Annotated in this window: 11 protein-coding genes; all 11 read left to right on the forward strand. The window is 63.1% G+C overall.

The window, feature by feature from the left end:
• The first annotated feature begins 25 nt into the window (after nt 1-25).
• The 11 genes from JSV08_09725 (at nt 26) to ispG (ending at nt 12,627) form a co-directional block, all read left to right on the forward strand.
• A complete protein-coding gene (locus tag JSV08_09725; GenBank protein UCF80762.1) occupies nt 26-814 on the forward strand; it encodes an electron transfer flavoprotein subunit beta/FixA family protein in 789 nt (262 codons plus the stop codon).
• Nucleotides 814-1,797, forward strand: coding sequence for an electron transfer flavoprotein subunit alpha/FixB family protein (locus tag JSV08_09730; GenBank protein UCF80763.1), 984 nt, complete (start codon nt 814-816; stop codon nt 1,795-1,797). The genes JSV08_09725 and JSV08_09730 overlap by 1 nt, the downstream gene beginning before the upstream one ends.
• 353 nt (nt 1,798-2,150) lie before the next feature.
• Entirely contained in the window at nt 2,151-4,265 is a 2,115-nt protein-coding gene (locus JSV08_09735; protein ID UCF80764.1) for a von Willebrand factor type A domain-containing protein, read from the forward strand.
• Nucleotides 4,262-5,053, forward strand: coding sequence for an energy transducer TonB (locus tag JSV08_09740; protein UCF80765.1), 792 nt, complete (start codon nt 4,262-4,264; stop codon nt 5,051-5,053). Before JSV08_09735 ends, JSV08_09740 begins: the two co-directional genes overlap by 4 nt.
• Nucleotides 5,054-5,131: 78 nt before the next feature.
• Nucleotides 5,132-6,025 carry a site-specific tyrosine recombinase XerD gene (gene xerD / locus JSV08_09745; GenBank protein ID UCF80766.1) on the forward strand — a complete coding sequence of 298 codons (894 nt, stop codon included), beginning with the start codon at nt 5,132-5,134 and terminating at the stop codon, nt 6,023-6,025.
• Nucleotides 6,026-6,188: 163 nt separating this feature from the next.
• Nucleotides 6,189-6,713 (forward strand): DUF1844 domain-containing protein, encoded by a 525-nt coding sequence (locus tag JSV08_09750; GenBank protein UCF80767.1) that lies wholly within the window; start codon nt 6,189-6,191, stop codon nt 6,711-6,713.
• Nucleotides 6,710-8,683 carry a tetratricopeptide repeat protein gene (locus JSV08_09755; protein ID UCF80768.1) on the forward strand — a complete coding sequence of 658 codons (1,974 nt, stop codon included), beginning with the start codon at nt 6,710-6,712 and terminating at the stop codon, nt 8,681-8,683. The genes JSV08_09750 and JSV08_09755 overlap by 4 nt, the downstream gene beginning before the upstream one ends.
• Before the next feature lie 4 nt (nt 8,684-8,687).
• Nucleotides 8,688-10,127: a DUF4388 domain-containing protein gene (locus tag JSV08_09760; protein ID UCF80769.1), complete on the forward strand. Its 1,440-nt coding sequence runs from the start codon at nt 8,688-8,690 to the stop codon at nt 10,125-10,127.
• A 19-nt stretch (nt 10,128-10,146) separates the two neighbouring features.
• Nucleotides 10,147-10,584, forward strand: coding sequence for a YjbQ family protein (locus JSV08_09765; protein ID UCF80770.1), 438 nt, complete (start codon nt 10,147-10,149; stop codon nt 10,582-10,584).
• 59 nt (nt 10,585-10,643) lie between these two features.
• Nucleotides 10,644-11,429 carry a 5'/3'-nucleotidase SurE gene (surE, locus tag JSV08_09770; protein ID UCF81883.1) on the forward strand — a complete coding sequence of 262 codons (786 nt, stop codon included), beginning with the start codon at nt 10,644-10,646 and terminating at the stop codon, nt 11,427-11,429.
• A gap of 37 nt (nt 11,430-11,466) precedes the next feature.
• The gene (ispG, locus tag JSV08_09775) at nt 11,467-12,627 is read left to right on the forward strand and encodes a flavodoxin-dependent (E)-4-hydroxy-3-methylbut-2-enyl-diphosphate synthase (GenBank protein ID UCF80771.1); all 1,161 of its coding nucleotides are present in this window, start codon (nt 11,467-11,469) and stop codon (nt 12,625-12,627) included.
• Nucleotides 12,628-12,640: the final 13 nt, after the last annotated feature.

Below are 12,640 nucleotides of genomic sequence, written 5' to 3' on the forward strand. Positions count from 1 at the left end.
CCGCCTGCCCCTCGCCATCCGCACCATGAACCTCATAGTCTTCCTCAAGCACGTTCCCGCAACCGACAGCAGGATTAGCATCGCCGACGATGGCAAGTCCGTGGTGCAGGAGGGGCTCAATTACGTCATCAGCCCCTACGATGAGATAGCCCTCGAGGAGGCGCTGCGCCTCAAGGAAAAAGCCGGCTCGGGCGATGTCACCGTCGTCTCGCTGGGGTATGACAGCGCCAAGGAATCGCTTCGCAAGGCGCTCGCAACGGGCGCCGACAAGGCCGTGCTCGTCAAAGACACCGCCCGGGCGGGGAGCGATCCGCTTACGACGGCGCGTGCGCTTTCGAAAGCCATCGAAGGGCAGCCTTACGATCTGCTGTTATTCGGCCAGCAGGGCGTCGGCACCGACCAGTCGCAGGTCGGGGCGCTCGTCGCCGAGTTCCTCAATTTGCCGCATATTAATTGGGTCGTAAAGCTCGAGATCGAGGGGAACACGCTGAAGACGGAGAGCGAAATCGAGGGCGGCCACGAGGTCATCGAATGCAAGATGCCAGCTGTCGTCATCACCCAGAAAGGATTGAACGAGCCGCGCTATCCTTCGCTCAAGGGCATTATGGCCGCAAAGAAGAAAGAAATCACCGAGAAATCGCTCGCCGACATCGGCCTCTCGCCGGACGAGGCGGGCGAAGCCAGCGCAAAAACCAGAATCGTCAGACTCGAACTCCAGCCGCCCAAGGAGCCGGGGCGCATTCTCGAAGGCGAGCCCAAAGAGGCTGCCCGGGAGCTCGCACGCATCCTTCATGAAGAGCGGAAATTTATCTAGTGGCGAAAAACATACTTACCTTCGTTGAGCACCGCGACGGCAGCGTAAAGAAATCCTCGCTCGAAGTCACCTCCTGCGGCCACCGGCTTTCGGAAGAAACGGGCGGCCGGGTGCTGAGCGTCGTCATCGGCGGAAAAGGCGTCGAGTCGCATGCCGCGCGCCTCGGCGAGTTCGGCTCGGACCGCGTCCTTTGCGCCGTGGGCGAGAACCTCGAAAAATATTCAAGCGACGCCTATGCAGGCATCGTGGCCGACGCGGTGAAAAAAGCCGAAGCGGACATCGTCCTTTTCCCCGCGACGCTTCAGGGCAAGGACGTGGCCGCGCGCGTTTCGGGGAAACTCCGGGCCGGCCTCGCCTCCGACTGCACGGAAGTCTGGGTCGAGGGGGACGCCCTTCATGCGAAGCGCCCCATTTATTCAGGCAAAGTCATAGCGGCGGTCAAATTCACTGGCTCGCCCCAGATGGCCGCGCTTCGCAAAAACGTTTTTCCCCTTCTCGACCCCCCGCGCGCGGGCTTTGCTCCGGAGGTCGAGACCTACACGCCGGAGCTGCCGGAGATCAAGGCGCACGCGAAGGCGTTCACGGAGTCGGAAAAGAAAACCTTGGACGTCTCGGAGGCCGACATCATCGTCTCTGGCGGCCGCGGCCTCAAGGAGCCCAAGAACTTCGAGATGCTCTTCGAGCTGGCGGACGCCCTCGGGGCCGCCGTCGGGGCGTCGCGCGCCGTCGTGGACGCCGGCTGGATCGGCCACGGGCACCAGGTCGGGCAGACGGGCAAGGTCGTCTCGCCATCGCTCTACATCGCCTGCGGCCTCTCGGGCGCCATCCAGCACCTCGTCGGCATAGGCACCTCGAAGTGTATCGTCGCCATCAACAAGGACCCCGAAGCCCCCATCTTCAAGGTTGCCGACTACGGCATCGTGGCCGACCTGTTCGAGGTGGTGCCGGCGCTCACGGAGGAGATCAAGAAACTCAGGGGGTAGAGGGGGACATCTCCTGCGGTGGCACAGGTCCCGCGAAGCGAGGATCCACGATTTATCGGGACATTCAGCCTGTGCCACTTCATCACCACAGACTAAAGCTTGCCTGGCGGCAGCCAAGCTTGTCCTGACGGACACGCCAGGGGTCTGTGCCACCAAAGCCAGGCGGTGGGGTGCATCATCCCACCCTAAGGCGTATCACGCCCCCTTGGCCCCGCGCCTCTTCAGATAGGTTCTGCCCGGCGAAAAAGCGGGTTTCTTTCGGAAATTCCCGATAAACGTTTTTCCTCCTCCTGCGTAATGCAGGTATGAGACAGAGACGTGAGACAAACAGGCAAGAAACCGGAGGAAAAGCGATGAAACGACAAAGCATTCGTACGGCGTCGGCGTGTCTTGTGCTCGCGGCGCTCATAGGAAGCGGGCTCTGGATGATGAACGCCTCAACCGATACGGTCAGAGGCGCCGCTTTCGAACGCGGCACACTCGAAGGCACGGTAACAACACCCGATGGAACGCCGCTTCCGGGCGCGTGCTGCTTGTACCTTAAGCATCCGGGATTCGTGGAGCGCATCGGGCCGCAAACCACACGGCAAGACGGCCTGTATCGATTCACGAACCTCGAGCCGGGCCGCTACACGTTGGAAGTGGAAATTCCGAAATTCTCTCCCTTGAAAGCGGACGTCCGTGTCTTGAGCGGCGAGAGCACCAAACACGACGTCATGCTCCAGCCGGAAAAGAGCGCCGAAGCGGCCGCTGCGCCCCGGCGCAAGCCCGTCGAGGAAAGCCGCAAAGCGGCCACGAGGGCCTCGCCCGAAATGGAGAAAAAACTGTCCGTCCGGAGCTACGAATTGCAGTCCACGGGGCAACCGATACCGGCAAGCCCCCACATCAAGAAGCTCCGAATTGCCGTACCCGATCCGACGCCTGGTCAACATTATTCCGGCGTGCAGACGCTGAATAGCCTCGGATACGTGGGAGGCTTAACAGTCGGAACAACCGGCTGCCGCTACCCTCCCGCGCACGGCGGAACACGTCCGCCGAACAACGCGGCCTTTGACGCGATGTTTTTTGAGACGTACGGCGTCAACCCCTTCATCGACACCGAGGACGACCGCCTCTCCACGTTCGCCACGGACGTGGACACGGCATCCTACACGGTGACGCGGCGTTATCTCACGGAGGGGGTTCTGCCGCCCAAGGAAGCGGTGCGCGTCGAGGAATTCGTGAATTTCTTCGACTACGGCTACGAACCGCCCAGCGGGAAGACGTTCGCCGTCTACGCCGAGGGGGCGCCCTCGAGGTTCGGCGGGCCGCGCCACAAGCTCCTGCGCATCGGCGTCCAGGGCAAGAAGATAATCCCCGAAAACCGCAAGGACGCGGTGTTGACCTTTGTAATAGACGTCTCGGGCTCGATGGATCGCGAGAACCGGCTCGAGCTCGTCAAAAAGGCGCTGCGTCTCCTGCTCGACGAGCTCACCGAGCGCGACCGCGTCGGAATCGTCGTCTACGGCAGCGACGCGCGCGTCGTTCTGGAGCACACCGGACTCCAGGAGCGCGGGAAGATTCTCACGGCCATCGAGTGGCTCGCGCCGCAGGGTGCCACAAACGCCGAGGCCGGCCTGCGGCTCGGCTACGAGCTTGCGGCAAAGGCTTTCCGGGAAAACACCGTCAACCGCGTCATCCTCTGCTCTGACGGAGTGGCCAACGTGGGCCAGACCGGCGCCGAGCAGATTCTCGAAAAGATTAAGGCGTACGCCGAAAAAGGCATCACCCTTACGTCCGTGGGCTTCGGCATGGGCAACTACAACGACGTTCTGCTGGAAAAACTCGGCGACAAGGGCGACGGTCACTACGCCTACGTGGATACGCTCGGCGAGGCGAAGCGCATCTTTGTCGAGAACCTCACTGGCACGCTGCAAGTCATCGCCAGGGACGTGAAGATCCAGGTGGATTTCAACCCGCAGAGGGTGCGGAGCTATCGTCTGCTTGGTTATGAAAACCGCGATGTGGCCGACAAGGACTTCCGAAACGACCGGGTGGACGGCGGCGAAGTCGGCGCCGGGCACACGGTCACGGCGCTCTATGAGCTCAAGCTCCACGAGGACGCGCCCAAGGGCCGCCTCGCCACGGTCTATGTGCGCTACAAGGACGTGGACCGGGAAAATTCGGTACGCGAGTTTTCGCAAGATATTACCGCCGCCGACTTCCGCGACTCGTTCGACGCCGCTTCGCCCGCTCTCCGCATTGCCGCCTCGTCCGCGGAGTTTGCCGAGATTCTGCGCCGAAGCTATTGGGCCAGGGAGAGCGATCTGGGTGCGGTGCTCGACACGGTGCAGGCCGCGGAAGCGCCCTTTAAGCACGACGCCAAGGTCATCGAGCTTGCCAGTCTGGTTGCCAAGGCGCACAAGCTCCTCGAAGCGGAGAATGGACCCGTAGTCGTGCCGGCGGAAAAAGAAGCTTTCGGAAAATGACTGGAGTTAAACCCATGAGCCTCAAGAAAAAAAGATTCGTCTATTCCGAAATACCGACGGCATCGATGGCCGACAAAGAAAAGACCGGCGACACTTCCCGGCCCCAGGCCGGAGACAAGACGTCACCCACCTCGAGGGTTGACCTTTCGCTCCTTCTCGCGATCGACCCCAAGACGCCCAAACGCATCAGGCGCGTTACCATAGTCGCCCTCCTGTTCCATCTTCTGCTCCCCCTGTTTTTCCTCATTGAGAGTAAAGAGGTGGTTCAAGAAACGAAGGAACCCATTAAGCACGTGATAACCCTCATCAAGATCATTCCCCCGCCCAAGATTCCCCCTCCTCCCCAAGAGAAGGTGAATAAAGATCGCAGGCCCGTTCCCGACCCCACGCCGGACGAGCCGGAGCCCATCCGCGAGCCGGAGCCTCCGGAAATTATCATCCCGCCGGGCGTGGACGTCGTCATCGGCATACCCAAAGGTCCGCCCGCGCCCGTACGCCCCCTCACCGCGGGCGTAGCGGGTACCACGCAACCGATGCGCGTTCACTACGTCGAGCCGGAATACCCCGAAGAGGCCAAGCGGGTGGGCCTGGAGGGCAACGTCATCCTGAATGTCACCGTTGACGAAAGGGGAAACGTCGCCGATGTGGCCGTCATCGAGGGAGGGCCGCTCGGTATGACCGAAAAGGCCGTCGAAGCCGTCTGGAAGTGGAAATACGAACCCAGCACCCTTCACGGCATGCCCATCAGCCTGTCGTTCACGGCGGTTGTCTGGTTCACGCTCCAGTAGAAATCCCTCCCGCCGCCGCGCCTCCTCGGCTTAGAGGGGTACGGAGCACCGTATCCTTCATCATAGTATCATGTCCCCGTGGAACCGCGCGTCGTCCGCTTCCTCGAGCACCTGCGCGTCGAGCGGGGGCTTTCCGAAAACACGGTGAGCGCCTACCGGCGCGATGTGGAGAAATTTTTGGAATGTCTCGCGCGCCGCGAGACGGAGTTTCCCAAAGATGTAAAGGCCGAGGACGTCGAGGCGTTCCTCCGGGCGGAGCACGACCGCCTCTCGCCGCGCACGCAGGCCCGGCGCCTGAGCGCGCTGCGCACGCTCTGGAAATTCCTCCTTCTCGAAAAGGAAGTTTCTTCCGATCCCCTGGCGGAGATCGAGTCGCCGCGAAGCTGGAGCGCGCTTCCACGCACGCTCTCGCTCGACGAAGTCGAGAAATTGATCGACGCGCCCGACCCGGCGACGCCCCTCGGCCTGCGCGACCGCGCGATGATCGAGTTCCTCTACGCAACTGGCGTTCGCGCCTCGGAGCTCGTGGGCCTTCGGCTCGACCAGGTGGACTGGCGAGCGGGAGTCGCACGCGTCGTGGGAAAGCGCGCGAAGGAGCGCATGGTGCCCACTGGCGAGACGGCGCTTGGGAGGCTGAGAGATTACGTCGAGCACGCGCGCCCCGCGCTACTCAAAAAGGGGCGCGAGGGCGAGCCGGCCCTTTTTCTCTCCAATCGCGGCGCGGCCATAACGCGCGTCCAGTTCTGGCACCGCCTGAAGCTCCATGCGCGGGAGGCGGGAATTGCGAAGGAGAAAATTTCGCCGCACGTGCTGCGCCATTCGTTCGCGACGCATCTTCTGGAGCGCGACGCCGACCTGCGCTCGATCCAGATGATGCTCGGGCACGCCAACCTCACGACGACCCAAATCTACACCCATGTGGCGCGCGAGCGCCTGCGCCGCGTGTACGAAGCGCACCATCCGCGCGCGTGAACCGCGTGCGGAAGGTGCAGAAGGTGCGTGACGGTGTCTGCATCTTCCGCACCTTCCGAACCCTCCGCACCTTCCGTTACCTCAGGCAGAAGGCATATTGCTTTTGCCGCACACGGAGGCTATACTGGGTTGTTTACCGGACAATTTTGAGGCCGAACGAGAGATGGAAGAGCACGGCGAAGGATTCTCCCATGACGCGGGCATCAAGGTGGTGGACCGCCGCAAGTTTAACAGCGACGGCTCCTTCCGCCGGAATGACGGTGCCAAAGCGCCCGGCGGGGAAGCCGAAGCGGAGCGCCCGTCCTCCGAGGCCTCGCAGCCCGAGCCGTCGAAAAAGGACTCGGCGCCGGAATCCTCTCCCGAAGAACAGGCAGTGGACTCGACGTCGGAACCCTCCTCCAAAGAACAGGCGGCGGATTCGGTGCGCCCCACGCCCCTTCTCTCGCTCATCCTCTCGCTTGCCACGTCCGCCCAGATCGCCCTGGGCGACGTTGAGAGTCCTTCCGGAGGCGACCGCTACGTGAACATCGAGGAGGCGCACGGCTACATTGACATGCTCGAAGACCTGCAGCGGAAAACCGAAGGCCGCCTGACGCCGGACGAGGACCGCATTCTGCGCTCGGTCCTCTACGAGCTCCACATGCGTTACGTCGCGCGCCAGCAGGAAATCCTCGCGCCGCGCACGTGAGCAGGCATCCCGTTCCACGCAAGGTTCTCTCGCACCGCCTACGCTTCGCAACGGTTGTCGTAGGCGCGGCGCTGCTGCTCGCGGAGCCGGCGGGCGCGCAGGTCGTGATCGAGCTTGATCCCGAGCAGCTGCGCGAACAGGCGCTCGTCATGCAGGTCGGCGGGCGCAAGGAAGAGGTCACGCAGGCGCGCAATGAAATCGTGAGCCTCTGGTTCCAGCATCGCCTTCACCTTCAGGAGAAACGCATGGAGGGCGCCGAACAGGCGCTCAAGGACATCAAGGAATTGAGCCACACCGCCATGGTGGACGAATCGCCCCTGCTTGCGCAGGCCCTTCTATACGAAGGCTATATGTTATACGAGATCGGCAACGCGGAGGCGGCGCTCCATGCCTTCGACCGGGCGCTCGATTTCAACCCGGCGCTCTACATGGCCCACCTGGGCAAAGCGCACGTCTATTTTCGGCAGAGTCCTTACAACCTGTTCGCCTATACGTTGGAGGTGCTGCGCGCCTTGGGCGGCCGCTTGCAAAACTTCTGGAGCGCGTATTACCTGGCAAGCAACGTGCTTATCGTCCTCTACGTGGCCGCGGGAATTTGGGCGCTCGCAACCATGGCCGTGGGCGTGTTGCGCAACATGCGGCTCGTCTATCACGAAACGAAAGAAAAATGCCGCCGCATCCTTCCCCCGGGGGCTTCCGTGCTCCTTGCAGGCGGCATTGTTTTCCTGCCGGCCTTTCTGTGGCTCGGGCCGCTGTGGCTTGCTCTCTTTTGGGCGGTGCTCTTCTGGCGGTATTTTAACGTGGTCGAGCGGATCGCAACGGGGGCTCTCCTTGTGGTGCTGGGGTGCTTCGTGCCGGCCCTTGGCGTTGTCAAGCACCTCACCCTGACGGCCACCGATCCCTACGTGCATTCCTCCATCTCGGCCATCACCGGCAATTTCGACGCGTCGCGCATTAAATTCCTCCGAGAGCTCATGGAACAGGATCCCGACAGTCCATGGCTCGCGTTTACGCTCGGCATGCTATACAAAAACGGCGGCTTCTCGGACGAGGCCAAGCGCCACTTCGAGCACGCCATTGAGCTTGAGCCGGATTTTGTTCAAGCCCGCATCAATCTGGGGAACGTGCGCTTCCAGGCACAGGAGCCCGGGGAAGCCATCCACCACTACAAAGTGGCCAACGAGATTATGCCGACCGCGCTCGCCTACTACAACATGCACCAGGTCTACAACAGCATGTTTAAATTCACCGAAGCCGTGGACGCCCTCGACCAGGCCACGCTTCTCGACAGCGGAGAAGTCGCCGTCTACGCGCAGTACAAGGGCACAAGCCCCCAGGAGCTGGTGGTGGACGCCTATCCAAAGTCCCGCGATTTATTTTCTCAGTTCCTGAGGGTCCGCCGCCCTGCCGGCAACGGACAGCAGACCGCGTCGGCGGCCTTCACGGGGACCGCCTTTCTGAATCTCTTTATGTTGCTCGCGCTCGTAACCGCCGCGGCGATTGCGCTTTACGCCATGTTCAACCGCCTGAACCCCGAGGCGCGCTCCTGCATCAAATGCGGACGACCCTACTGCGACCGGTGCCGCGTAGGGCTTGAGTCGGAGACGTACTGTTCGCAGTGCGCGCATCTTTTTATCAAGAAGGAAGGGGTTTCGCCCACCATCCGCAGCCGCAAGATGTACGAAGCGGAGCGTTATCAGCGCCGGCAGCGCATGCTGCGATTTGCGCTCAACCTGTTGATTCCAGGAGGCGGCGCCCTGTATGTCGGCGCGTTTGGCAGAGGCGTGACGCTGCTTGTGTTTTGGAGCGTAGGAGCGGCCATGATCGCGGCCCGGCCGTGGTTTCTGAGCGATCCGATGGCGCTTGTTGCGGCGCTTCAGGTTCCTACGCTTTATGTGGGCGCAGCCGTGATGGCCCTGCCGTGGCTTGTGGCGAACCCGTGGAGCTGGCTAGCGGGGAGCGAGGAGTAGAACGATGGCGCTCGAAGGCAATTTAAGGGATTTCGGGCTGGACGCCATCTTTCAGCTTATCGCCAACAACCGCAACACGGGTGTTCTGACCCTCGAGAGCGCCCAGGACGAGAGAATTAAAATTTCATTCATTCAAGGCCAGGTCGTTTGGGCCGACACCCAGCCCAAGAAGGTCGAGGATCGGCTGGGCTACGTGCTTGTGCGCTCCGGCGCCCTCACGGAAGCGCGCCTCCGGGAGGCGCTTGAGCTCCAGAAGCAAACGCTCCAGCGCCTGGGCGCCGTGCTCATCGAGCACCAGTTCGTGAATCAGAAGGCGCTCCGGGAGGCGCTGCGGACGCAGGTCCTGCAAATCATTTACCGTCTCTTCCGCTGGAGCGAGGGCGAGTTCAAGTTCCTGCAGGAGGAGGAAATCGACTACGACCGCGAAAACTTCGATCCCATCCGTTCCGACCACATTCTGATGGAAGGGATGCGAATGCTCGATGAGTGGCCGCAGATTGAGAAAAAGATTCCCAATTTCAAAAAAGTGTTTCGGAAAGCGGCCGACGACGACGCGCTGCTCGAAGGCGGGGAGGCGGCCCCGCCGATGACGCCCGCGGGCGGCTTCGACTTTTCCGAATCTGCCGAGGGAGCTTCGGGCGCCGGGAACCTGCCCCGTGAGGAGGCGTTGGTTCTGGCACGCGTCGACGGCGTAAACTCGGTGCGGGACATCATCGACCGTGTGCCGCTTACGGAGTTCGAGGTCTGCCACGTGCTCTATGCTCTCCTCGAGCGCGGCGTCATTGAGGAAAAACTCGACCAGCTTGCCCCCGGCGTTGGATTGAAGCGGAAGAAGGGAGGCGATGAAGAAAGTCCCGTTCTGGTGCGCATCGCCGCGGCCATGGGCGTTCTGATCGTTGCGGCCTCCCTGGCCACCTCGTGGCTCAACCCGCTCAATACGTTCTACTTCGCGCAGCGCTACCGCAGCCTTTTTAATGAAGCAAACTACGGCGTAAGCCGGAACCGGCTGGAAAAGATTGACTGGGCCCTCAAGGCTTTCTACCTGAACTACCAGCGGTATCCGGACGAGCTTGAGTCGCTCTACGAACGCGACTTCGTCGGAGCCTCCGACCTCACGGACCCTTGGGGCCGCCCTTACGAATACACGCTCACGGAGGCGGCCTATCTCGTCCTCGGTCGGAACGAAGCCAGCGAGCTCGACTCTTCGCTTCGGGTCTACTATGAATTCGGAGCGCCTGTGGAGCCCGTGGAAGAAGGGGAACAGCCCGTGGAAGAAGGGGAACAGCCCGTGGAAGAATGGGAACAGCCAGTGGAAGAAGGGGAACAGCCAGTGGAAGAAGAGGAGCAGCCAGTGGAAGAAGAGGAACAGCCCGTGGAAGAAGAGGAGCAGCCCGAGGGGGAGGCCCCCCAGGTTATTGTTCTGCCCACTGCGAAAGCTTCTTAGAGGAACTCCGAACCTGCCCATGTACAACGAACGCTTTGTGGTTTCCACGCGCGGCTTTGCGGACATCCTGGACCTCACGGAGAAGGTGCAGCGCGTCGTGGCCGCGTCGAACGCATCGAGCGGCCTGGTCAACGTGTTCGTGCCGGGCTCGACGGCCGGCGTGACGACCGTTGAATACGAGTCGGGGGCGCTCGAGGATCTGAAGCGCGCGTTCGAGCGCGTCGCTCCCCAGAACGACGACTACGAACACAACAACCGCTGGGGGGACGGCAACGGCTTTTCCCACGTGCGCGCCGCGATGCTCGGCCCTTCGCTCACCGTGCCATTTGAGCAGAGGAAACTCCTCCACGGCACGTGGCAGCAGATTGTGCTCGTGGATTTCGACAACCGCCCCCGCAAGAGGGATGTGGTCGTGAGCGTGCTGGGCACCGCCTCCAAAGGCGGCCCGACGTCGTGAAGAAGGCGAAACGCCCCCGTCGCCCGACCAGGCCGACCAGCAGGCCCGGAGCGGGCGGCCTGCGCATCCTTCTCTCGAACGACGACGGGATCCATGCGATAGGGCTCCGGGCGCTCACGAGCGAGATGGTGCGCCTGGGCGAGGTGTGGACGGTGGCGCCGGAGCGCGAGATGAGCGCCACGGGCCACGCCATAACCATTGAGGACCCGCTTCGAGTTCGCGGGGAGCAGCTTCATCCCAGAGCGCGCGCCTATTCCGTGACTGGCACTCCGGCCGACTGCGTCAAGCTGGCCGTGCGCGCCCTCATGAAGGGCGCGCATCCCCATGTCGTCGTCTCGGGCGTCAACCGCGGCGCGAACATCGCCCGCAACCTCATCTATTCGGGCACGGTTTCCGCCGCGACCGAAGGCGCGATTCTGGGCATTCCTTCGATCGCCGTCTCGCTCGCGGGCGCCGAGCTGCGTCCAAGCGACGCGGCCGATTTCCGCTTTGCGGCGCGCTTCACGCGTCGCCTGGTCCGGTTCGTCCTCCGGGAGGGCCTCGCACCCGGCACGCTCCTCAACGTCAACGTCCCCCGGCCCCCCGTGCGCGGCGTGCGCGTCACGCGGCAGGCCGAGTCGGTCTTCATCGAGAAATTCGACAAGCGGCGCGACCCGCACGGCGCCGTCTACTACTGGCAGGCGGGCGAAATGCAGCACCCGAACAAGGACGGCACCGCCGATGACCATGTCGTCCGCGAGGGCTACATATCCATCACGCCCATCCACCACGACTTGACACACTACCAGAGCCTGGCGCGCATGGCCCGCTGGGACACGGCGCTCGAAAAAGGTTTGAAACGCTGATGCTCCCCGGCAAAGCAAGGGCGCTTGGGAGAAGGGCATGCCAACGAACGGCTCGTTTCTGAAGCCACGCCGCAAGACCCGCCGCCTCACCGTGGGAAACGTCGCGGTGGGGGGCGGCGCGCCAGTCTCGGTGCAGACGATGACCAAGACCGAGACGCACAACGCGCGCGCGACGCTGCGGCAGATCGAGGAAGTCGCCGCGGTCGGCTGCGACATCGTGCGCTGCGCCGCGCCCCGCTCCGGGGACGCCGAGGCCCTCAGGGAAATTGTTCTGCACTCCCCCATCCCCGTCGTGGCCGACATCCACTACGACTACCGCCTGGCGCTCACGGCCCTCGAGGCGGGCGTCGCCTGCCTGCGGCTCAATCCCGGAAACATCGGCATGCCCACGTCGGACAACATCGAAATGCCGGGGGACGAGAAGGTGCGCGTCGTCGTGCACGAGGCCAAGTCGCGCGGCGTGCCCATCCGGATCGGCGTGAACGCCGGCTCGCTGGAGCCCGAGCTTTTGATGAAGCACGGCCATCCGACGCCCGAGGCCATGGTCGAGAGCGCCCTCCACCACATACGCATTCTGGAAGACCTCGGCTTCTTCGACATCAAGGTTTCCGTCAAGGCGACCGACATCGCCCGCACCGTGGCGGCCTACCGGCTGCTCGCCGACAAGGTGGACTATCCGTTCCACCTGGGCATAACCGAAGCGGGAACGCTGGGCACGGGCTCGGTGAAGTCGGCCGCCGGCCTGGGCATTCTCCTCGCGGAGGGGCTGGGCGACACCATCCGCGTCTCCCTCGCCGGCTCGCCCGTGGACGAGGTGCGCGTCGGGCAGGACATTCTCGAGTCGCTCGGGCTGCGAAACCAGCGCCCGAACATCGTCGCATGCCCCACCTGCGGCCGCCTTCAGGTGCCCGACATGATCGAGATGGCGCAGGAGATCGAGCGCCGCGTCACCCACATCAAGGTGCCGCTCAACCTGGCCGTCATGGGCTGCGAGGTGAACGGCCCCGGCGAGAGCAAGGCGGCCGACCTGGGCATCTCGCTCGGAAGGGATTACGGCTACCTTTTCAAGCACGGCGAGAAACTGCGCCGCGTCGAGGCCGACAAGGTGGTGGAAGAATTCGTCCGGGAGGCCGAGGCCCTCGCGCGCGAGGTGGAGGAGAGCCGGCGGGACGAGAAGGCGGCCGGAGGCCAGAAATAAGAAGGGGTTAGGG

This window comes from Acidobacteriota bacterium (assembly GCA_020349885.1).
Taxonomy (GTDB): Bacteria; Acidobacteriota.